Genomic DNA, 22,082 nt, shown 5'->3' with positions numbered 1-22,082 from the left:
GCGCGTCGCCTTCGGCGCGTGCCCGCACCGATCACGATCAGCGAGGTGTCACGTGGCAACCCATCCCCATTGCAAGCGCAAGGCGCTGTGCGCCGCCATCCTGGCCATCACCGGCCTTGCCGCCACCGCACCGGCGCTGGCCGGCACCGTGCAGGGCGAACTCAAGGAGCGCAGCAGCGGCAAGCCCGCCGCCCATGCGAAGGTGGCCATCGCCGGCACCGCGCTCAGCGCCGTCACCGACGCCCAAGGCCGCTTCGTCATCGCCGACGTGCCGGCCGGGCAGTACGCACTGCAACTGGACTATCCCGGTTTCAGCGCGCCGGAAACCACCGTGCAGGTCGCCGACAGCGGCGCCGCCACGGTGTCGATCGCGCTGGACGAGGCCAAGCAATTGCAGACCATCAGCGTGGCGGCCAACCGCTACGACGCCAGCACGCTGAAGATGAATTCCTCGAACACGGTGGACGTGCTCTCGGCCAACGATCTCGAGCACACCGCCGTGCACAACGTCGCCGAGGCGCTGGGCCTGATCGCCGGCATCAACATCACCTACAGCGGCTCGGGCTACTTCGGCGGCGTCGACGGCGCCGCGCGCGGCGAAGGCATGTTCGCCTCGGTGCGCGGCCTGCCCTCCGAGTACAACGTCAACCTGATCGACGGCGTCACCGTCGCCCAGGGCATGCCGTACAGCCGCAGCGTGCAGTTGAGCCTGCTGCCGCCTTCCGGCCTGCAGACCATCGTCGCCAACAAGACCTCCACCGCCGACATGGACGGCGACGCGATCGGCGGCACCCTGGATTTCCGCACGCCCACCGCCTACGACTACAAGGACGCCACCAGCGGCAGCGTCACCGTCAGCGGCCGCGTCGAGAGCCGGGCGCGCGACTACGGCGGCGACGGCCTCGGTGGCGGCCTGGCCGGCGAGTTCCAGCACAAGTTCGGCGACGAGCAGCAGTTCGGCTTCTACGCCAGCGCCTACTACGACTACCGCACCTCGACCAACAGCGAGGTGGCCGCGGCCACCAGCGCGCTCAACGACGGCTCCTGGAAATTCCTGCACGCCAACGCCGACGGCAGCAACGCCGCCGGCTACGCGCCGCAGGACAACTTGACCAGCACCGGCATGAACGTCGGCGTGGTCGCCGGCTGGGAGCGCCGCTACGGCGGCAACGCCGCCTTCGACTGGAACGTGGACGACACCCTGTCGGTGTACGCACGCGCCACCTACGCCTACGCCAAGACCGACCAGGGCACCACCTTCGTGCAGTTGCTGCCGCAGGACGTCAGCTTCGTGCCGACCGCCACGCCCGGCGTGTATTCGCCCAACATCAACCGCATCGCCGCGCGCTTCTGGTACGAGACCAACCCGGAAATCGCCGACCTGGCCACCTTCCAGGTGGGCGCGCGCAAGACCGCCGGCAACTGGACGCTGTCGCCGAACCTGTTCTACAGCTTCGGCGACAACGACCGCCCCGACCACATCGAGATCGACGGGCGCGAGGACAAGTTCAGCCAGGCCAATTTCGCCTACTCCGGCAGCAGCCTGATGCGCTACGGCAGCGGCGCCTTCCCCTACCCGCAGCTGACCCCGGCGCTGCTGGCGCAGGTCAACAACATCCCCTCGCTGTACGCCAGCAGCTACGGCGAATCGACCAAGATCTACTCCGGGCAGAAGAAGGGCGGCGCCAAGTTCGACGCGCGCTACGACTTCGCCGACGGCGCGCTGACCGCGCTGCAGTTCGGCGTGAAGTACAGCAAGAGCAGCCGCCACTACAGCAATCGCGACTGGTGGACCGGCCCGGTGCCCGACACCAGCACGCTCGGCGACCTGGGCATCTTCAACGGCGGCTACGCGGCGATCTTCCCCGGCAAGTACCACTGGGCCACGCCGCGGGTCAGCGAAGGCGCGGTGGCGCAGGTCATCGCCAACCACCTCACCGACGACGACCTGGATACCTGCGGCAGCGCGTTCTACGTCAACAACTACAACTGCAACACCATGCGCGGCACCGAGGCGGTCAGCGCCGCCTACGCGATGGCGACCTTCTCCTTCGGCAGCCTGGAAGTGGTGCCGGGCGTGCGCTTCGAGCACACCAGTATCCACAACACCTTCTGGACCACGCCCACCGACAGCGACGGCAACCAGCAGGTCGGCTATTTCGCCGCCAACAGCACGCATTACGACCAGCCGCTGCCGAGCGTGTTCCTGACCTGGCGCCCGGACAGCGCCACCACCTACCGCGCGGCGCTGTGGACCAGCTATACGCGGCCGGCGTTCGTGCAGTTGGGCGGCGGCAGCCAGATCAACATCTCCAACGGCATCACCACCATCAGCCAGGGCAACCCGGACCTGAAAGCGATCACCTCGACCAACCTGGACCTGTCCGGCGAGTGGGCGACCGACCATGGCGGGTTCTTCTCGGTGGCCGGTTTCTACAAGCGCCTGCATCACTACATCTACGATGCGGGTTCCGGCCAGGCCAATTCGGGCACCAGCGGCAGCGGCACGGTGTTCTACCAGATGCCGACCAACGGCGGCGACGGCCGCGTCTACGGCGTGGAGGTCAGCGCGCGGCAGCGCTTTCAGGATCTGCCGGCGCCGTTCGACGGGCTGGGCGTGAGCGCCAACGCCACGCGCCAGCATGCGCACGCCGATCTGGGGATGGTCGGCTTCGAGGACGAGCAGATGCAGTCGGCGCCGAATGCGATGGCCAATCTGGAGTTGTTCTACGAGCGCTCGAAGTTCTCGGTGAACCTGAGCTATCACTTCAGCAGTTCGTATCTGCTGAACTACGACTTCCTGCACCAGAACGCGCCGTGGGACGATCTGTGGGCGCGGCCGACGCGGCGGGTGGATCTGCACGCGGGCTATCGGTTCGACAACGGGGTGAATGTGGATCTGTCGATCTCCAATCTCACCAAGGAATACAGTTACTGGGGCCATGTGGGCCGGCACAATCTGGCGGTGTCGGACATCGTGGATGCCGGCATGATGACGTTGTTGACCGTCAAGTACGCGTTCTAGGCCGCGGCGGCGTGCGCACTGGGATGCCATCGCGGAGCGTTGCCAGGGTCTTTGCGGGAGCTTCTTCAGTCCCGACGGGACTTATCGACTTAGCCTCGGCCACGCTTTTTGTGGGAGGGACTTCAGTCCCGATGGGCTTTCCCGATGCGGCCTGGACCAGGCTGCATCGGCAGCCCGCTCGCGCAGCGCGCACCCCGCTTGTCGTAGGAGCGGCTTCAGCCGCGACAGGCTCTACCGACAAAGCCTGGACTATGGCTCTTGTGGGAGGGACTTCAGTCCCGACGGGCTTTACCGGTACTGCGTGGGTAGGCAAGCAAGAGCAAAAGCTTTCGCCTGGCGGCGAGTCACTTTTCTTTGCTTGTGCAAAGAAAAGTAACCAAAAGAAAGCACACCCCGCCTTCGCGCCCGCTACGCGGGTCCGCTCCGCTGACGGGATTTTCGGACGGGGCATCCTGCCCCGGCCGAAAACGGCGCACATCCTTGTGCACCGCCCCCCTACGGGGGGTTTTACCCGCCAGCTCCGCCGCTGCGGAGGGGGCCCGGGAAAGGCAAAAGCTGAGGAGCAACAGCAACAGCAACGGCAACGGCAACGGCAACGCTCCGGCTGGAGCGTGCATTGAAACGCCGCGCATTCTGTCGGTTCGGTTTGCTGGCGCCGTTGGGCTTGGCGGCGATGCCGATGCTGCGTGCGGCGGTGCCGGCATTAGCGCCGGTGCCGGACGGGCGGCCGCACGCGTTCGGCTTCGCGCAAGGATGCTTCACGCTTGACGGGCAACCCTGGCAGATCCGCAGTGGCGAACTGCATCCGCTGCGGATCGCGAAGGCGGATTGGTTGCATCGGATTCGCATGGCCAAGGCGATGGGGTTGAACACCATCGCGCTGTACCTGATGTGGAATGCGCTGGAAACGGCGCCGGGTCAGTTCGATCTGGACAGCGACGAGCGCGATTTCGTCGGGTTCATCCGGCTGTGCCAGCAGGAGGGGCTGTGGGTGTATCTGCGCCCGGGTCCGTATGTATGCGCGGAGTGGACGCTGGGCGGATTGCCGCCGTATCTGCTGCGCGAGGCGAACATCCGTCTGCGCGATCGCCGCGATGCGCGCTACATGGCGGCGGTGGAGCGCTACATCGGGGCGATCGCGTCGCGCATCGCGCCGTTGATGGCCAGTGCTGGCGGGCCGGTGCTGATGCTGCAGATCGAGAACGAATACTCGATGCACGGCAGCGACGTCGGCTATCTGCAGGCGCTGGCCGCGCTGTGGCGGGCGCATGGGGTCGAGGGGCCGTTCTCGCTGGCCGAAGGGCTCAAGGATCTGCGGCGGCGCCAGGCGATGTTGCCCGGCGCCGCGCTAGGCCTCGATGGTCCCGATCTGCACGATCTGCAGGCGGCCACGGCCTTTGCCGGGCAGGCGCCGGTGTGGGTGTCCGAGGGCTACCCCGGCTGGCTCACGCACTGGGGCGAGCCGAAGTTCGCGCGTCGCGACTATGCGCCGCTGCTGCGCCGCATCGCCGCCGCCGGCTATTCGTTCAATCTGTATGTCGTGCACGGTGGCACCAATTTCGGTCTCAGTGCCGGGGCCAATGCCGAGGACGACGGCTCGCAGTTCCAGCCGGCGCTGACCAGCTACGACTATGGCGCGCCGATCGACGAGGCCGGCCGTGCCACGCCGGCGTACTTCGCGCTGCGCAAGATCATCGCCACGCAGGCCGACACGCCCGCACCGCCGGTGCCCGCCGCACCGCGACGTGCGCACTTCGCTGCGGTGCAGGCCACGCCCGTGGCCGCGCTGTGGGACAACCTCGGCCCCGCGCTGCAGACCGACACCCCCATCGACAACCAGCGCCTGCTGGGCCAGGACCAGGGCCTGGTGCTGTATCGGCGCCGGATCGGTGCGGGCCAGTCGCTGCACCTGGGGCAGGTTCACGACTACGCGGTGGTGCATCTGGACGGGCGCGAACTCGACCACGTGTCGCGAGTGCGGCATCCGCACCTGCACAGCGCGCTGCAGTTGCGCCTGCCCGATGCAGCGCAGGACACGCGCGATCTGGAAGTGCTGGTCGACAGTTTCGGCCACATCAACTTCGGCCCGGCGTTGGGCGATCGCAAGGGCCTGCTCGGTCCGGTGCGGCTCGATGGGCAGGAGCTGCACGGCTGGGAGGTGCGCGGGCTGGCGCTGGACATGGATCCGACGCCGTCGCTGCGCCCGCTGCAGGCGCCGCCGCAGCGCCCGAGCCTGTTCTTCGCCACCGAGTTCACCCTCGACCAGCACGGCGACGTGCACCTGGACATGCGCGACTGGCGCAAGGGCTATCTGTGGGTCAACGGGCGCCTGCTCGGCCGCTACTGGGACATTGGCCCGCAGCAATGCCTGTATTGCCCCGGCGCCTGGCTGCGCGCCGGGGCCAACCAGGTGCTGATCCTCGATCTGCATCGCCTGCAACCCGGCCTGGTGCGTTGCGCCGACGGTCTCGTCCCCACGCCTGCCACGCAGCCCGTCGCATCCCTTCCCTCCCCACAGGATCGCGCATGCACATGACATCGCTCGCCGCACCCGTCGCGTCCTCCTCGTCCGCCGCCGACCAGGGCGCGCCGCCGCGCACGCTGGGATTCTGGAGCGCGCTGTCGGCCAACCTGCTCAACATGATCGGCATCGGCCCGTTCATCACCATCCCGCTGGCGCTGTCGGCGCTGGCCGGGCCGGCGGTGCTGCTGGGCTGGGTGGTCGGCGCGCTGCTGTGCCTGTGCGACGGCCTGGTGTGGGCCGAACTGGGTTCGGCGATCCCGCGCTCGGGCGGGCCGTACCACTACCTGCGCGAGGCCTATGGCCGCGACCGCGCCGGGCGTCTGTTCGGTTTCCTGTACCTATGGCAGACGCTGCTGACCGCGCCGCTGTCGGTGGCGGCGGCGGCAGTCGGCTGCGCGCAGTACCTGGCCTACCTGATGCCCGGGCTGAGCCACACCGCGCTCACCGGCATCGCCATGGCGCTGTGCCTGTTCAACACCGCGCTGCTGTACCGGCAGGTGCGCTCGGTGCAGTTGCTGTCGCTGCTGGTCAGTGCGATGGTGATCGCCGCCTGCGTGTGGATCGTGCTCAGCGGCGCGCTGCATTTCGACATGGCGCTGGCGCGGGAGTTCCTGCAGGCGCGGCCGGCCTCGCCGCACGGCTTCTGGCTGGGCTTCGGCGCGGTGGCACTGATCGCGGTGTACGACTACGGCGGCTACAACAACGTGTGCATGCTCGGCGGCGAGATCCGCAAGCCGCGCCGCACGATTCCGCGCGCGGTGCTGTGGTCGATCCCGATCGTGGCAGTGCTGTACCTGGGTTTGAACGTGACCCTGCTCGGCGTGCTGCCGTGGCAACAGGCGGCGCAGTCCAAGGCGGTGGTGGCCGACTTCATGCAGGCCATCTACGGCCCGGTGGGCAGCACCGTGGCGGTGGCGCTGATCGTGCTCGCCAGTTGGGGTTCGGCGCTGGTGGTGCTGCTGGGCTATTCGCGGGTGCCGTATGCGGCGGCGGCCTCCGGCCAGTTCTTCGGCGTGTTCGCGCGGCTGCATCCGCGCGGCCGCTTCCCCACCGTGTCGCTGCTGTTCGTCGGCATCACCTCGGCGCTGGCCTGTCCGCTGTCGCTGGACGACCTGATCGCCACGCTGATGATCATCCAGATCCTGTTCCAGTTCCTGGCGCAATGCCTGGCGGTCGTGCTGCTGCGGCGGCAGCCGCGGCGCCGCGCCAGCTTCGCCATGCCGCTGTATCCGTGGCCGCTGCTGATCAGCGTCTGCGGCTGGCTGGCGCTGCTGGCCACCAGCCCGCTGCCGCGGCTGCTGGCGGCGGTGCTGGCGCTGTGCGCGGGCACCGCGCTCTATCTCATCCAGGCCAAACGCGAGGCAGCATGGCCCTTCCAGCAATGAAAACCCATGACGTCGCGGTGGTCGGCGAGGTCTATCTCGACCACATCTTCAGCGGCTTCAGCACCTGGCCCGGGCCGGGCGAGGAAGCGATGGCGCGGCACTACCATCGCGACCTCGGCGGCGGCACCGTCAACACCGCCTGCGGGCTGGCGCGGCTCGGGCGCAAGGTCGCGCTGATCGGCGCGATCGGCGCCGGCGACCGTGACTGGTTCGCGCAGCGCCTGGGCGCGTTCGGCGTCGGCACCGAGGGCCTGGTCGACCACCCCGCCGGCACCGGCGTCACCGCCAGCGTGTCGCTGCACGACGACCGCTCGTTCTTCACCTACCACGGCGCCAACGCCGAGCTGGAACCGCTGTTGCGCAGCGCGGCTGCGCTGGAGGCGATGTGCGCCGCGCGCCATGTGCACTTCGCCCTACCGCTGCCGGCGACGCTGGCGCGCACGCTGCTGCCGGCGTTGCGCGCGGCCGGCTGCAGCACCTCGCTGGACGTGGGCTTCAACCCGCCCTGGCTGGCCGATCCGGACAACCACGCCACCTGCCGCGCGGTCGATCACTTCCTGCCCAATCAGAAGGAGGCGGCACTGGCCGGTTGCATGGGCGACGACGCCGCGTCCTGCGCCGCCTGGGCGCAGGCGCTGGGGCTGGCGCAGGTGACGATCAAACTCGGCGGCGCCGGCGCCTGCGTGGTGGATGCGGCCGGCGCGCGATTGGTTGCCGCGCCCGTCGTCGCCGTGCAGGACACCACCGGCGCCGGCGATGCCTTCGATGCCGGCTTCATCGATGCGCTGCTGGACCACCTTTCCCTCGACGCCTGCGCGCAGCGCGGCTGCCTGTGCGGCGCCGCCTGCTGCACCGCGCTCGGCGCGCTCGACGGCCTTCCCGATCCCCCACGTCTCAGGAGTCTCCATGAGCAGTTCCTTTCCCAACCGTAAACTCGCCCTGATCGGCGGCGGCGGCGTGCGTGCGCCGCTGGTGGTGTACGGCGTCAACGATGCCGCCGAAGCGCTCGGTGCGCGCGAGATCGTGCTCTACGATCCCGACCAGGAGCGGCTGGCGCTGATGGTCGCGCTGGGCCGCGCGGTGGTCGCCGAGTTCGGCGGCGACCTGCAGGTCAACGCGGCCAGTTCGGCGGAAGCGGCGATCGACGGCGCGCATTTCGTGCTCAACAGCATCCGCATCGGCGGCATCCGCCAGCGCGCCACCGACGAGCACACCATCATCCGCCACGGCTACGCCGGGCAGGAGACCACCGGCCCCGGCGGCGTCGCCAAGGCGCTGCGCACGGTGCCGGTGGCGATCGAGCAGGCGCGGATGGTGGAGCGGCTCAGCCCCGACGCCTGGCTGGTCAGCTTCACCAACCCGGCCGGGCTGATCACCCAGGCCATCAGCCGCCACACCCGCGCGCGCGTGGTCGGCATCTGCGACACGCCGGTGGAGCTGTTCCACAACATCGCCCGCGCACTCGGCGAGCCGCCCGCGGACGTGGACTGCGAGTACGTCGGCCTCAACCACCTGGGCTGGATCCGCGCGGTGCGCGTGCGCGGCGAGGACGTGCTCGACCGCATCCTGGCCGACGACGCGATCCTGCGCCAGCTGTACCTGGCGCCGCTGTTCGACTTCGACATGCTGCGCACGCTGCGGCTGATCCCCACCGAGTACCTGTACTTCTACTACGAGCGCAGTCGCGCCCTGGAGAACCAGCGCGCCAGCGGCGCCAGCCGCGGCAGCGAGATCGAACGGCTCAACCACACCCTGATCGCCGACCTGCGCAGCCGCCTCAACGCCGGCGACGGCAGCGGCGCGGTGCAGACCTACGCCGCCTACCTGCAGCAGCGCTCCGGCTCGTACATGCGGCTGGAGGCCGAGGCCGGCTCGGCCTTCGCCGACGACCTCGCGCCGCAGCCGGACCCGTTCCGCGCCAGCACCGGCTACCACCGCATCGCCGTGGACGTGATGAGTTCACTGACCGGCGCGCTGCCGGGGCGGCACGTGGTCAACGTGCGCAACCAGGGCTGCATGCCGGAACTGGCCGACGACGACATCGTCGAGATCTCCTCCACCATCGAGCGCGACCGCATCACCCCGCTGCCGGCGCGGCCGATGCCCGAGGCGATCCAGGGCCTGGTGCGCACGGTCAAGGCCTACGAACACGCCGCCATCGACGCCGCGCTCAGCGGCAGCCACCTGGACGCCTGCAAGGCGATGCTGATCCACCCGGCCATCGGCGAGTGGAGCCCGTCGCGGCGACTGCTGGAGGCCTTGTTCGGCCATGCCGGCAACGGCGACGACGACGGCGAGTGCGTGTGCTCGGGACCGATGCACTGGCACGGCGCGCATCACCACCACTGAGCCGGCCGGTTGTGCGGTCGCAGGATGCAACGGACGGCCACACGTTGTAAGGTCGTCGCAAATTGGTCCGTCATAGGTACCATCAACCTGCCCTCCCGGCCGCGGCCGGCGCCTCCCCGGCGCCGGCCCGTGCCGGGAGCGTTTGTCGATTCCACGGAGCGTTCCAGGCCATGCCCACCCGCCGCGACATCCTCCACTTCCTCGGCGCCAGCGCCGGCGCTGCGCTGCTGAGCGGGGCGCTGCCGGCCGCCGCCGCGGCGTCGGCTTCTGCCGCGCTGCCCAGCAAGCGGCCGCCGCCGGGCAAGCGCCGCTTCGTCAGCGCCGCGGTCGAGCGCCAGTTGCGCACGGTCAAGGCCGGCATCGCCGATCCGCGCCTGGCCTGGCTGTTCGAGAACTGCTACCCCAACACCCTCGACACCACGGTCGAGACCGGCACCCGCAACGGCAAGCCGGACACCTTCGTCATCACCGGCGATATCGAGGCGATGTGGCTGCGCGACTCCTCCGCGCAGGTGCACCCCTACGTGCCGCTGGCCAAGCGCGACCCGGCGCTGCGGCGCATGTTCCATGGACTGATCCAGCGCCAGGCCGCCTGCATCCGCCTGGATCCCTACGCCAACGCCTTCCTGCCCGACGGCACCAGCCAGCGCCTGAAGTGGTCGGTGGCCGACATCACCGAGATGAAGCCCGGCGTCGGCGAGCGCAAATGGGAAGTGGATTCGCTGTGCTACCCGATCCGCCTGGCGCACGAATACTGGCGCGCCAGCAGCGATACCGCGCCGTTCGACGACGACTGGCGCGAGGCCATGCACGCGGTGGTGCGCACCTTCCGCGAGCAGCAGCGCCTGCACGGCCGCGGCCCGTACAGTTTCCAGCGGCCCTCGCCGCTGGCGACCGAAACCCTGGTGCTGGACGGCTACGGGCAGCCGACCCGGCCCAACGGCATGATCCACTCGATGTTCCGCCCGTCCGACGACGCCTGCCTGTACCCGCTGTTCGTCCCCGCCAACCTGTTCGCGGTGACCTCGCTGCGGCAACTGGCGACGATGAGCGAGGCGCTGCATCACGACGCCGCCTTCGCCGGCGAGTGCCGCGCCCTGGCCGACGAGGTCGAGACCGCCACCCGAAAGTTCGGGCAGATGCGCGACGCCGACGGTCAGCCGTTCTGGGCCTACGAGGTGGACGGCTACGGCAACCAGTTGTTCATCGACGACGCCAACGCGCCCGGCCTGCTGAGCCTGGCCTACCTGGGCTGCTGCGATCGCCGCGATCCCGTGTTCCTGCGCACCCGGCAACTGGCCTGGAGCGAGCGCAACCCGTACTTCTATCGCGGCCGTGCGGCCGACGGCGTGGGCAGCCCGCACAGCGGCCTGGGCACGATCTGGCCGATGTCGCTGATGCAGTACGCCCTGGCCAGCGACGACGACACGCAGATCCGCCAGTGCCTGCAGTGGCTCAAGACCACCGACGCCGGCAGCGGCTTCATGCACGAGGCCTTCGACAAGGACAACCCGAGCACCTTCACCCGCGACTGGTTCGCCTGGGCCAACACCCTGTTCGGCGAACTGATCATCGACCTGCACCAGCGCAAGCCGCAGTTGCTGAAGGCCTGACGCGATCACTGCATCTGTGGGAGGGACTTCAGTCCCGACGGGCCTGACCGACAACGCGTCGGGACGGAAGTCCTTCCCACAACAGCAAACACACCCCCACCGCACCGCCGCACACCCCGAGGACAGCACCATGGCCACACGACGCGGTTTCCTGCAGGGCGCCATCGCCCTGGCCCTGTTCGGCAGCAGCGGCATCGCGCGCCTGGCGCAGGCACGCGCCGGCAGCTACGCGCTGCCGGCCGATGCGCGCGCCAAGGCCGAACTCACCCGCAACGTCGACGTGTTCATCGGCACCGGCGGCCACGGCCATACCTTCCCCGGCGCCACGCTGCCGTTCGGCATGGTGCAACTGAGCCCGGACACCTACAACGCCGACTGGGACGCCTGCTCCGGCTACCACGCCGACGACGGCTCGATCATGGGCTTCTCGCACACCCACCTGTCCGGCACCGGCATCGGCGACATGCTCGATTTCCTGGTGGTGCCGGCCACCGGCCCGGTGAAGCTGCAGCCCGGCACGCGCGAGCACCCCGAGACCGGCTACCGCTCGCGCTACGACCATGCCGACGAAGCCGCCTCGCCCGGCTACTACCGCGTGCGCCTGAAGGACAGCGGCGTGCATGCCGAACTCACCGCCACCGCGCGCGCCGGCCTGCACCGCTACCACTTCCCCAAGGGCAAGCCGGCGCACCTGCTGCTGGACCTGTGCCACGGCATGCAGGACAAGCCGGAGATCCCCGCCCGCGTCGAAGACGCCAGCCTGCGCCTGGTCGACGCGCAGACCGTCACCGGCGGCCGCCGCGTCTACCAGTGGGCCAAGGGCCGCTACATCTACTTCGCCATGCGCCTGTCGCGGCCGTTCACCAGCGCGCAGCTGTATGCCGACGACCAACCGCTGGCCGCGAGCGCGCGCAGCGCCGACGGAAACCGGCTGAAGCTGGCCCTGCACTACCCCGATGCCGCCGACGCGCCGCTGCTGGTCAAGGTCGGCATCTCCGCGGTCAGCGCCGAGAACGCCCTGGCCAACCTCGACGCGGAACTGCCCGACTTCGACTTCGCCCGCGTGCATGCCGCCGCCGTCGCCGAATGGGAAAAGGAACTGGGGCGGGTGCGCATCGACAGCGACGACGAGGCGCAGCGCCGCATCTTCTACACTGCGCTGTACCACAGCCTGATCGCGCCGACCCTGTTCAGCGACACCGACGGCCGCTACCGCGGCATGGACCTGCAGGTGCACCAGGCGCCGGCCGGCTACCACAACTACAGCACCTACTCGCTGTGGGACACCTACCGCGCCCTGCATCCCTTGCTGACCCTGGTGCAGCCCGAACGCGTGCCCGACCTGGTGCAGTGCCTGGTGCGCGGCGCCCACGAATGCCCGCAAGGCGTCGCCATCTGGCCGCTGCAGGGCGTGGAGACCGACTGCATGATCGGCTACCACTCCGCCGTGGTGCTGGCCGAAGCGCACGCCAAGGGCTTCACCGGCATCGACTGGAAAGCCGCCTACCCGGCGTGGCGCAAGCGCGCGATGGACGACGACGTGCACGGCCTGGCGCTGTACCGGACGATGGGCTACATCCCCTGCGACAAGGTCGACGAATCGGTCAGCCGCACCCTGGAATTCGCCTACGACGACTGGGCGGTGGCGCATCTGGCGCAGGCGGTCGGCGCCGACGACGATGCCAAGCACCTGCGCGAACGCTCGCGCCAGTACCGCAACGTGTTCAACCGCGAAAGCACCTTCGTGCAGCCGCGCCTGAGCGACGGCCAGTGGGCCACCCCGTTCGATCCGCGCGCGATGGGCCACAGCGCGCAGTGGCGCGACTTCACCGAGTCCAACGCCTGGCAGGCCACCTTCCTCAACCAGCACGACCTGTACGGCTACATGGACCTGTTCGGCGGCCGCGACCACTTCGTCGCCAAGCTCGACGAACTATTCACCACCAGCTCCGAACTGCCGGCGGACGCGCCGCCGGACATCGACGGCATGGTCGGCCAGTACGCGCACGGCAACGAACCCAGCCACCACGTCGCCTACCTCTACGCCTACGCCGGGCAGCCGTACAAGACCCAGGCGATGGTGCGGCGGCTGTTGCGCGAGCAATACCACGACGCGCGCAACGGCCTGTCCGGCAACGAGGACTGCGGGCAGATGAGCGCCTGGTTCGTGCTCAGCGCGCTGGGCCTGTACGCGGTGGACCCGGTCAGCGCCAACTACGTGCTGGGCAGCCCGCTGTTCAAGCGCGCCGAACTGGACGTGGGCAATGGCCGCACCCTGCGCATCGTCGCCCACGGCAACAGCGCGGCCAACGTCTACATCCAGAGTGCACGCTGGAACGGCAAGCCCTACACCCGCAGCTGGCTGCGCCATGCCGACCTCGCCGCCGGCGGTACGCTGGAGCTGGAGATGGGGCCCAAGCCCAACACCGCGTTCGGTGCGGGCAAGGACGATCTGCCGCCATCGTTTAGCTGACGGCCGGGAATCGGGATTGGGGAATCGGGATTGGTGGTTCCCCACATCCGCGCCTGTGCGTGACCCGATCCAATTTGGCGCGCGCCCCGGTCGTCCTACTGTCGCACTCGCATCGCTTTTTTCGAGAATCCCCCATGCCGCGTAAGACCCTCGCCGCTCTCGCCCTCGCCCTGGCGTTCGCCCTGCCCGCCACCCACGTGCGCGCGGCCGACAGCGGCACCGCCTGGCCCGCCTTCGCCACCCAGGGCGATCACTTCATCCGCGACGACAAGCCGTACCAGGTCATTTCCGGCGCCATCCACTTCCAGCGCATTCCCCGCGCTTATTGGAAAGATCGCCTGCAGAAAGCGCGCGCAATGGGCCTGAACACGGTGGAGACCTACGTGTTCTGGAACCTGGTGGAACCGCGGCCGGGCCAGTTCGACTTCAGCGGCAACAACGACATCGCCGCCTTCGTCGACGAAGCCGCGGCGCAAGGCCTCAACGTGATCCTGCGCCCCGGCCCCTACGTGTGCGCCGAATGGGAAGCCGGCGGCTATCCCGCCTGGCTGTTCGCCGAACCCGGCATGCGCGTGCGCAGCCAGGACCCGCGCTTCCTTGCCGCCAGCCAGGCCTACCTGGACGCCCTCGCCGCCCAGGTCAAACCGCGGCTCAACGGCAACGGCGGCCCGATCGTCGCCGTGCAGGTGGAGAACGAATACGGCTCCTACGGCGACGACCACGCCTACATGCGTCGCAACCGCGCCATGTTCGTCCAGGCCGGCTTCGACAAGGCCCTGCTGTTCACCGCCGACGGCCCCGACGTGCTCGCCAACGGCACCCTGCCCGACACCCTGGCCGTGGTGAACTTCGCCCCCGGCGACGCCAAGAACGCCTTCGAGACCCTGGCCAAGTTCCGCCCCGGGCAACCGCAGATGGTCGGCGAATACTGGGCCGGCTGGTTCGACCAATGGGGCGAGAAGCACGCGGCCACCGATGCCACCAAGCAGGCCAGCGAATTCGAATGGATCCTGCGCCAGGGCCACTCCGCCAACCTCTACATGTTCGTCGGCGGCACCAGTTTCGGCTTCATGAATGGCGCCAACTTCCAGAAGAACCCCAGCGACCACTACGCCCCGCAGACCACCAGCTACGACTACGACGCCGTGCTCGACGAAGCCGGCCGCCCCACCCCCAAGTTCACCCTGTTCCGCGACGCCATCCAGCGCGTCACCGGCATCGCCCCACCGGCGCTGCCCAAGCCGATCCGCTTCGTCGAACTCCCCGCCACGCCGCTGCGCGAATCCGCCTCGCTCTGGGACAACCTGCCCGCCCCGGCCGCCACCACCGACACCCCGCAGCCGATGGAGCGCTACGGCCAGGCCTACGGCTACATCCTCTACCGCAGCACCGTCACCGGCCCGCGCAAGGGCAGCCTGTACCTGGGCGACGTGCGCGACGACGCCCGCGTCTACGTCGACCGGAAGCTGGCAGGCAGCGCCGAGCGCCGCCTGCAGCAAGTGGCGGTGGACGTGGACATCCCCGCCGGCCCCCACACCCTCGACGTGCTGGTGGAGAACACCGGCCGCATCAACTACGGCGCCCACCTGCCCGACGGCCACGCCGGCCTGGTCGACCCCGTGCTGCTCGACGGCAAGCCCCTCACCGGCTGGCAGACCTTCCCCCTGCCGATGGACGACCCGAGCACGCTCACCGGCTGGACCACCGCCAAGGTCGATGGCCCCGCCTTCCACCGCGGCACGGTGAAGATCGGCACGCCTGCCGATACGTTCCTGGACATGCGCACCTTCGGCAAAGGCTTCGCCTGGGCCAACGGCCATAATTTGGGCCGGCACTGGAATATCGGGCCGCAGCGGGCGTTGTATTTTCCGGCGCCTTGGCAGCGGAAGGGCGAGAACAGTGTGATTGTGTTTGATTTGGATAGCACGCCTGATGCGAGCGTGCGGGGAGTTACGGGGCAGGTTTGGAGTACCCCCAATAACTGACTTCTCCGCGGAGGGTGCCGTCCGGTAAATTCGGATGGCGCGGGATCAAACAACTTGTCTACAAATTAAGGCCGCCGGCGGTTCGCCGAGCGGCCTTTAACTTGTGACGGCCGTCAACAAGTGATAGCGTCGGCCTTGTGTGGGGATGCACGGGGAATGCGGCGGGTTAGACGCAAGGATTATGCGATAGCAGGAAGGGTGAAAAATCGAATTCGGGGTGCGTGCTACTCCGAACGGAGCGGTATCGGTGCGCCACAGACCTACTTCACACGTCGTTTTATTCTAAATAGTAGTTAAAACGCATGGAGATTGATCACGGCGATCAGTTCAAAGAGCTATGTGCCAACTACGGCGCAGCCATGTACTTCGCCCAGGTTCTGGAACACGGAATTGCTAATGCACTGATGTTTCTTGACCTTATCCCAAGGACATCTGCCAAATACACACCAGAAGAGCATGATGCTTTTTTTGAGGGTCAGTTCGCGAAGACCCTTGGCAACTTAATTCGAGCACTGAAATCCGTTGCCCTGCTTCCCAACGACCTTGAGAACGCGCTAGTTCAAAGCAAGGAGCGAAGATCCTATCTTGCTCACCATTTTTTTCGTAACGCCGTGGAAGATGTTCACCTTGGCAGATATGACAAGCTGCTACTGCAACTTGAAGAGCATCGATCATTTTTCCAAGACGCAGATGCCAAGCTTCAAGAATTTATAACGCCTGTCATGCTGCGGCACGGCTTCACAGATGAAACTTTAGCGCAGGCCATGAAAGCGTACTCGGAGCACCTTGGCAATGGACCGTAACAATTCATTCAAGCCAAACTCGCTTCGCGAGCCATCTTAATTCAGTCGTGAGCCCCACAATCCGACCAATCGCAAACCAACAACTGAGATGAAAAATGCTAGAAATTCCATCGCTTGATTTGGAAGCTGTGTTCAACGAGGCGGCCTTTCCAGAGTACACCTATGTGGATCCGAAGGAGTATCCCTTCATCAAGTCCGCGCTCCGCGCGAAGGGAAAGCACGTCACAATAGCGGGAGCCTCTGGGTCGGGCAAGACTACTGTTGTAAACAAAATTCTTCGCGACCTTGATATCAAGCCCACAGACATCTTGCTGATTAATGGTCGCGAGTATAAACACCATACGCAGTACTTGGAGATGCTCGGTTCGATCATCGGAGTCGATCCAACGTATGATGAGGTAGCTCCCTACCTCTCATCTCAACGACTGGCAATTATTGACGACTTTCACCATCTGAGCGAGACAGTGAAAGATGGCCTGTCGGAGGACTTGAAGCTTTGGCACGAGAAGGGCGTTCGCTTTGTCCTGATTGGTATCGCCTCCAGTGCTCGCGATCTTGCAGGAAACGACAAGGAAGTCGGCATTCGGAATGACGTCTTCGACCTGCGAACACAAGATGAGGATTTCGTGCGAAAGCTCATGGCTCAAGGAGCAGAACATCTAAAGCTGCGGTTCACCGAGCGCTTTGTTCAAGAAACTGCTGCCGGGTCAAAGGGTATTCCTTCGGTGGTGCAGGCTATCTGTCGAACTGCGTGCATCAAACATGGCATCGAGAAGACGCAAGCCACTGAGGTAGAAATCGACGAGTCGCTAGTGAACATCAGGCAAGAAGTCCTGCGCATCTTCGAGCATAAGTACTTTGACAAGATTGTGGCTCTATCAAAGGGGAAGCTCCAGGCCAAGTCAGTTCACAACACATATTTTGACATCGTAGCGGCGATCGCCAAGGACGAGAGATCGGACATTCCAACTGAGTATCTCTATCGCACAATCGTCGCGCCGATTTCGGATACTAAGAAGAAGAACCAAAAATCAACCTCCTACTACAATTGCCTCAACTATTTGGGCGACGTGATTAAAGACTCCAAACTAGATGATGTGATCATGTATCGAAAGGGAAAGTCGATCTCAATTGAAGACCCCACCTTCCGCTTTTATTTAAACCTCTTAGACCTGGATGATATCCGCCGACGGATTCACATCCGAAACGATGAATACCCTTGGGATGTAGCAGTATCGTTCGCTGGCGAAGACCGCCCCACAGTACTGGAGTTCGTGAAGGGCTTGGAAGAAAAGGGAATATTTCCCTTCTATGACTTCAACTACCAAGCTCAACTCTGGGGTGTTGACCTTCAGAAGCGCCTTGCAGACATCTACGCAAACGATGCGCTCTACATGGTAATTTTCATTTCGTCAAAGTATCCTGAGAAGGATTGGACACGATTTGAATTTGAGATCGGAAAAACAGCTGGGGCAAAGCGTCCAGAGGCTTACATCTTGCCGATCATCATTGAGGATGTGCCAATGGTAGGGTTGGCGAACACTCTCGGCAAGGTCTTCCTGAAGGACCATGACATCGCGTATTGCGTCGACCTGCTGACAGCGAAGTTAACTGCGGAACGCTAGCTGCCACGCTGCTAACATGTTGCTCAACGGGGCGTCCTATACCAAGCCGCGGTTATTAACCGGTTGATGCTAATCGGGAGAGCGTGGGGGATACATCACGGACAGAGGAACGTCGTGGACATTATAGCAGATTGGCTTGACACCGAAAAGTTATTGGGCGCTGCTGAAACTGAAGACGAAATCGGCGTCGTGCTACGTATGCATCTCGCACTGGAGAAGATTCTCAATCACTTCTTGCGCTCTCGGATCACAAGCGACCTTGTCCCATACATCAAGGTGCCAAGCTTCACGGCGCAGAAAATCGCGCTGGCAGCGGCCTTTGGCATGCCAGTTCCTTTCTTGGCGTCTGCTCATGAGGTCAACCGCATTCGTAATGGCATGGCCCATGATGGAGATCCACTTTCCAAAGATAAGGTTGCTCAGCTTTCTAGGCAAGTTGACTCTATTTCAAGAATTAACATTCATTTCCATCCACTCGCCAAACGTTACGTTGAGTTCTCGCAAAATCAACCCGGAAAAATGTTCACTTTCGGAGCTTCCGGCGCAAGAATCGACTTCCTAATAGCTTCATTTGTTCTAGTCACAGAGATGGCGCAATGGCTGGCAAACGAAAGATCGCCGGATGTTACCTAACAGTTAATTTAAGCCGAGACGGCTTCGCCGGCCGGCTTAATTCACGCGTTAGCGCCACAAGGGCAACCGTTCCACACTTAAAGTACAAGCCTTACTACTATTAGAACGGACCGACGCTCGCGGAGCCGCTCAGGGAGGAGCTGAGTGATAATGAAATGAGTCGCAACATGAGCCACTTCTTTGGTGTGATCGGCCAATACTTCTCAGATGTGGGAGCAGTAGTTGAGCCAGTTGGGGATGGCGTCGTTGGCATTACCGCGCATATGACAGAAAAAGACTGCGACTCACACGTCAAGGACAGCCTCAACAGCTTAGACCTGTACCCTTCAAAATTCGCACGTGGTCATGCCAACAATTTATTCGAATAACCGGTTCTGGTTCACTTACAAGACTAATGTTCGCACTTCAGCCAAAGCCGTTGACATCCCCAAAAACCAGTAGCACAATCTTTCCAAGGAGCGTAGAAACTCCTCACAGAGCGGCACCCACCTCCGTCAAACCGGTGGGTTTTTTGTGCCTGTTCGTAGGCACACTCCGACGCGCTGTCTGCGTCGGGAGGGCGGTGAATACAACACCCTTCGGGGAAATAAGCCCGCCGGCTCTGTGCGGTTTCTAACCTCCCGACATCCCGTCGCCGTTCGGCGCGGGTTTCTGTCTGCCAAGGAGGCTGTGCCATGCGTCAACCGTCACCCCGCCCCGCCGCTCCCTGCAAGCGCAAGTCGCACAAGCATCGCCACTGCCCGCAGTGGACGATCGTCGAGTCGTCGCTCATCCCCATGCTGACACCCGAACAGGTCGCCGCCGCCAACGCCGCCGATCTTGCCCGCGCCTCGCGACCGCCCCGCCGCCCACGCCCGCCACAGCAGTGCACCGTCGGCTGCGGCCACTCCGCCAACGGCAAGCGCACACCCGCGCTGCGCCTGGGCGGCCGCTGGATGGAAGAACTGGGCTTCACCATCGGCAGTACGCTGCGCGTGCAGGTGCGCGACGGCGAACTGGTGGTTAGCGTGGCCAGCAAGGGCTGACACGGCAGTCGCACACCACGCGTATCAAAAGATTGCTGAGATGGCGACCAACCACTTTGTTTCAAGACAGAGAAAATTGCACTTACCCCGTCAGCTTCCCTAGATCGACAACCACAGCTTCCCCGGGAACGCGGTCAGGTTGACTTCATAGCCATAGTCTCGCCTGGTCGATGGCAGTCTACGCGCTGGCTGGCCTGGGCAATGGCCAGATAGCTGCAGTTATCATGTATTCTGAATGACTATGGACGACGCCAAAAACCCGATCGCGTGCCCCAAGTGCTTGAGCAGTTCTCACATTCGCGAGAAGACGCTTCTCATTGGATCCGCAAGTCCGAGAAAAATTTTTGGGGACGGTGAGGAGCGAGTCGGGTATCGACGAAAAGATCAACTTGCCGTGGATGAATGCAAGAGCGAAAAGTTGCAACCAGAACCACTACAGCAGTTCGTGGCTGGATATTATTGTGGAGTCTGCGGAATTGGCTTCCTGCCCGACGATATTGTCGAAAGCTCAATCTGGCCCGCTCCCGTTTTGTTTCGAGAATAAGCACGGAAATCGGCCACTCACCGACCGACCCGAGGCCGCATCCTTAACGCGCCACCCACATCGCATCCCAGCCACCGCATGATCGCGCTCCTGCTTCCCCTGCTGGTGCTCGCCGCCCTCGGCTTCGTCCTCAGCCTCATCGTCCACCTGATGGCGCTTGCCGGGTATGTGCCGCCAGGCGGCGAGGCCGTCTTCGCCATGCACTTCGGCGTCTTCATCGTCTGGTTGCCGACCGTGCTGCTTTCCCAGTAAACAGGAGTAAACAGGGGTCAGAGTGCACTTCCATCTTCTTCTACTACCGATCTGATCTTCGGCGGCCGCCCGATTCGCGCAGGGCCGGCTCGACGGCCAAGCTGGCGTTCAATCGCCTCGCGGAAACGGTCGTTGCCCAGCGCGTATTGCCGCTGCACGTTGAGGCGGATGGCCGCTGTCTCGTCTGGGTCGATCGCATCCAGCACGAAGCGGCGATAGTGGTCTGCGCGCTGGCCGGCCGGGGCAATGGCTAGATAGCTCACATGGGGTTGTACCAGCGCGTTAGCCTGTCCGAGGCCATTGCAGGAATGGCTCGACCACCGGTAGTCCGCTGGATCGGCAACCATGCCAGCGCGAACAGGATTGAGTTCGACGTACCGATAGCAGCGAAGCAGATAGATGTCGTCTTGCACTGGACACGACTTGTAGCGGCCTTCCCACAATGTACCGGTGCGATGGTATTGCGTGTTGATGTAGCGCACGTAGCGGCGACCAAGCGACTGCATCAGCGTCGGTGCCGTATCGGGCTGTTGGCTGGTGAGCAACAAATGCACATGATTGGTCATCAACACGTAAGCATGTATGGCAATGCCGAACTTGAGTGCCAGTTCGTGCAGATCCTGCAAGTAGCGTATACGATCAATGTCGGCGAAGAAGCATGGTTGCCGATCATTGCCCCGCTGCACGATATGCTGAGCGACGTATGGAAAATCCAAACGGGGACGACGTTGCATGTGCGATCCTTCCCGCTGATGTGGGATCAGCTTCGTGCGTTCGAACGCCCCTTCCCATCGGGCAACGTCCAGACTCTGTGTAGGGAAAGTGCACTCTGACCCTGGTTTTCCTGGTTTTCTGCCGGCCCTTCGACGTTTCTCCGCTCTGAACCAGAGCCAGCGTGGCGCTGCCCAATGAGGCTCTAGTCGACTACACCTTTGTGCTGGAACAGGATAAGTGCACTCGATAAGTGCACTTTACCTCTGATTTTACGTTGTCACGACCGGCAACAAAGCGGCCTATTCGTCGCTACATTCCTTCGCGTCTTTGAGTTCGACCGGAGCCAGCGCGACGCCGTCGCTGGTTTCGCTGATCCTGGAGATGGTGAGATGGCAGGTTTGGCGCGAGAGATCCAGGGAAACTTCGTAGTCCTGGCCTTTTTCGGGAACGAAGGACACGCCGAAATCCTTGCAGCGGCTCGAAATGCCGATCGGGCCCGTGGTTTCGTAATACGAGGCGTGAATGGCGATGGGCTCGCCGGCGGCAATGGCGTATTCACGATAGAACGCCTTGGCCAGGATGCCGCTACGTTGTTTGAGGGTGGTGACATTGGGAGTGACCGCCATTCCCAGGGAAATGTTCTTCTTGCTGCCGAAGGCACCGCTGAAGCCTCTACTGGAGGGCGTTTCGGTTTCAGCCTCACCGCCATAGCACATGGCGTTGCGATAGAACTCCAGGCCAATCGCGGCCTGCCCGAAGAAACGGATCCGCGCCTGGTTGTCCGGGTTGACCCCTGCCTGCTCGCCCTCGTCGTCGTAGGGGATGGCTGCGGCAGGACAAGCTGCCGCGAAAAGCGCCGTCAGCATAAAAAGTTTGGTGAGGAGTTCCATTCTGACCATCATCGTAGCTTCAGATGGCAATAGCGGCGGCTGGCGGAGTTTCTGAAGCTGTTTGATCGTTCCGGAACAAGAGTCCGAAGCAGAGCGCGGGGGCGCACCCGACGTCCCCCCGGTTTTGAGTAGTAAGGCGATTTGGAGTCCAATCCCCAACAAGACGGAGATTGGACGTGAAGAAGCGCTTTTCCGAAGAGCAGATCATCGGCTTCGTGCGTGAGGCCGAAGCCGGCGTGGCG

General features: G+C 64.6%; 16 protein-coding genes. 14 read left to right on the top strand and 2 right to left on the bottom strand.

The annotated features are described in order from the left end of the window. The first annotated feature begins 52 nt into the window (after positions 1 to 52). The 14 genes from SLW55_RS19165 (at position 53) to SLW55_RS19100 (ending at position 20,236) form a co-directional block, all read left to right on the top strand. Positions 53 to 3,025, top strand: a complete 2,973-nt coding sequence (locus SLW55_RS19165) for a TonB-dependent receptor (protein WP_295923631.1) — start codon at positions 53 to 55, stop codon at positions 3,023 to 3,025. Positions 3,026 to 3,641: 616 nt separating this feature from the next. Beyond that, positions 3,642 to 5,561, top strand: coding sequence for a beta-galactosidase (locus tag SLW55_RS19160; RefSeq protein ID WP_320745561.1), 1,920 nt, complete (start codon positions 3,642 to 3,644; stop codon positions 5,559 to 5,561). Beyond that, positions 5,558 to 6,934 (top strand): APC family permease, encoded by a 1,377-nt coding sequence (locus SLW55_RS19155; protein WP_320745578.1) that lies wholly within the window; start codon positions 5,558 to 5,560, stop codon positions 6,932 to 6,934. The genes SLW55_RS19160 and SLW55_RS19155 overlap by 4 nt, the downstream gene beginning before the upstream one ends. Next, positions 6,931 to 7,866 (top strand): carbohydrate kinase family protein, encoded by a 936-nt coding sequence (locus SLW55_RS19150; protein ID WP_320745560.1) that lies wholly within the window; start codon positions 6,931 to 6,933, stop codon positions 7,864 to 7,866. The genes SLW55_RS19155 and SLW55_RS19150 overlap by 4 nt, the downstream gene beginning before the upstream one ends. Beyond that, positions 7,841 to 9,283, top strand: coding sequence for a 6-phospho-beta-glucosidase (locus SLW55_RS19145; RefSeq protein ID WP_152237200.1), 1,443 nt, complete (start codon positions 7,841 to 7,843; stop codon positions 9,281 to 9,283). The genes SLW55_RS19150 and SLW55_RS19145 overlap by 26 nt, the downstream gene beginning before the upstream one ends. A 170-nt stretch (positions 9,284 to 9,453) precedes the next feature. Continuing rightward, positions 9,454 to 10,896, top strand: a complete 1,443-nt coding sequence (locus SLW55_RS19140; RefSeq protein WP_267101096.1) for a glycoside hydrolase family 125 protein — start codon at positions 9,454 to 9,456, stop codon at positions 10,894 to 10,896. Positions 10,897 to 11,026: 130 nt separating this feature from the next. Beyond that, a complete protein-coding gene (locus tag SLW55_RS19135) occupies positions 11,027 to 13,369 on the top strand; it encodes a GH92 family glycosyl hydrolase (RefSeq protein WP_320745559.1) in 2,343 nt (780 codons plus the stop codon). 134 nt (positions 13,370 to 13,503) lie between these two features. Then, positions 13,504 to 15,354, top strand: coding sequence for a beta-galactosidase family protein (locus tag SLW55_RS19130; protein WP_320745558.1), 1,851 nt, complete (start codon positions 13,504 to 13,506; stop codon positions 15,352 to 15,354). A 302-nt stretch (positions 15,355 to 15,656) separates the two neighbouring features. Continuing rightward, positions 15,657 to 16,157: a hypothetical protein gene (locus tag SLW55_RS19125; protein WP_320745557.1), complete on the top strand. Its 501-nt coding sequence runs from the start codon at positions 15,657 to 15,659 to the stop codon at positions 16,155 to 16,157. 95 nt (positions 16,158 to 16,252) lie between these two features. Continuing rightward, positions 16,253 to 17,782 (top strand): TIR domain-containing protein, encoded by a 1,530-nt coding sequence (locus SLW55_RS19120; RefSeq protein WP_320745556.1) that lies wholly within the window; start codon positions 16,253 to 16,255, stop codon positions 17,780 to 17,782. A gap of 114 nt (positions 17,783 to 17,896) precedes the next feature. Then, positions 17,897 to 18,415 carry a hypothetical protein gene (locus tag SLW55_RS19115; RefSeq protein ID WP_320745555.1) on the top strand — a complete coding sequence of 173 codons (519 nt, stop codon included), beginning with the start codon at positions 17,897 to 17,899 and terminating at the stop codon, positions 18,413 to 18,415. Between the two features lie 167 nt (positions 18,416 to 18,582). Next, positions 18,583 to 18,783, top strand: coding sequence for a hypothetical protein (locus tag SLW55_RS19110; RefSeq protein ID WP_320745554.1), 201 nt, complete (start codon positions 18,583 to 18,585; stop codon positions 18,781 to 18,783). A 408-nt stretch (positions 18,784 to 19,191) separates the two neighbouring features. Further along, positions 19,192 to 19,440, top strand: a complete 249-nt coding sequence (locus SLW55_RS19105) for a SymE family type I addiction module toxin (protein ID WP_152245103.1) — start codon at positions 19,192 to 19,194, stop codon at positions 19,438 to 19,440. 622 nt (positions 19,441 to 20,062) lie between these two features. Beyond that, positions 20,063 to 20,236, top strand: a complete 174-nt coding sequence (locus tag SLW55_RS19100; protein WP_267099153.1) for a hypothetical protein — start codon at positions 20,063 to 20,065, stop codon at positions 20,234 to 20,236. A 17-nt stretch (positions 20,237 to 20,253) separates the two neighbouring features. Here SLW55_RS19100 and SLW55_RS19095 read toward each other — a convergent pair whose 3' ends face one another. Both SLW55_RS19095 and SLW55_RS19090 read right to left on the bottom strand, forming a co-directional pair. Next, positions 20,254 to 20,970 (bottom strand): transposase, encoded by a 717-nt coding sequence (locus SLW55_RS19095; protein WP_267101099.1) that lies wholly within the window; start codon positions 20,968 to 20,970, stop codon positions 20,254 to 20,256. A gap of 279 nt (positions 20,971 to 21,249) precedes the next feature. Then, positions 21,250 to 21,840 carry a hypothetical protein gene (locus SLW55_RS19090; protein ID WP_267099151.1) on the bottom strand — a complete coding sequence of 197 codons (591 nt, stop codon included), beginning with the start codon at positions 21,838 to 21,840 and terminating at the stop codon, positions 21,250 to 21,252. Positions 21,841 to 22,082: the final 242 nt, after the last annotated feature.

The organism is Xanthomonas sp. LF06-19, assembly GCF_034105425.1.
In the GTDB taxonomy this organism is placed as follows: Bacteria; Pseudomonadota; Gammaproteobacteria; order Xanthomonadales; family Xanthomonadaceae; genus Xanthomonas_A; species Xanthomonas_A sontii.
This window is presented reverse-complemented; position numbering and strand designations above follow the sequence as displayed.

What these genes read in the sequence shown, in the direction of transcription:
- SLW55_RS19155 (WP_320745578.1), top strand. Translation starts at nt 5,558, where the DNA reads ATGACATCGCTCGCCGCACCCGTCGCGTCCTCCTCGTCCGCCGCCGAC.
- SLW55_RS19150 (WP_320745560.1), top strand. Translation starts at nt 6,931, where the DNA reads ATGAAAACCCATGACGTCGCGGTGGTCGGCGAGGTCTATCTCGACCAC.
- SLW55_RS19145 (WP_152237200.1), top strand. Translation starts at nt 7,841, where the DNA reads ATGAGCAGTTCCTTTCCCAACCGTAAACTCGCCCTGATCGGCGGCGGC.
- SLW55_RS19140 (WP_267101096.1), top strand. Translation starts at nt 9,454, where the DNA reads ATGCCCACCCGCCGCGACATCCTCCACTTCCTCGGCGCCAGCGCCGGC.
- SLW55_RS19135 (WP_320745559.1), top strand. Translation starts at nt 11,027, where the DNA reads ATGGCCACACGACGCGGTTTCCTGCAGGGCGCCATCGCCCTGGCCCTG.
- SLW55_RS19130 (WP_320745558.1), top strand. Translation starts at nt 13,504, where the DNA reads ATGCCGCGTAAGACCCTCGCCGCTCTCGCCCTCGCCCTGGCGTTCGCC.
- SLW55_RS19125 (WP_320745557.1), top strand. Translation starts at nt 15,657, where the DNA reads ATGGAGATTGATCACGGCGATCAGTTCAAAGAGCTATGTGCCAACTAC.
- SLW55_RS19120 (WP_320745556.1), top strand. Translation starts at nt 16,253, where the DNA reads ATGCTAGAAATTCCATCGCTTGATTTGGAAGCTGTGTTCAACGAGGCG.
- SLW55_RS19110 (WP_320745554.1), top strand. Translation starts at nt 18,583, where the DNA reads ATGAGCCACTTCTTTGGTGTGATCGGCCAATACTTCTCAGATGTGGGA.
- SLW55_RS19105 (WP_152245103.1), top strand. Translation starts at nt 19,192, where the DNA reads ATGCTGACACCCGAACAGGTCGCCGCCGCCAACGCCGCCGATCTTGCC.
- SLW55_RS19100 (WP_267099153.1), top strand. Translation starts at nt 20,063, where the DNA reads ATGATCGCGCTCCTGCTTCCCCTGCTGGTGCTCGCCGCCCTCGGCTTC.
- SLW55_RS19095 (WP_267101099.1), bottom strand. Translation starts at nt 20,970, where the DNA reads ATGCAACGTCGTCCCCGTTTGGATTTTCCATACGTCGCTCAGCATATC.
- SLW55_RS19090 (WP_267099151.1), bottom strand. Translation starts at nt 21,840, where the DNA reads ATGGAACTCCTCACCAAACTTTTTATGCTGACGGCGCTTTTCGCGGCA.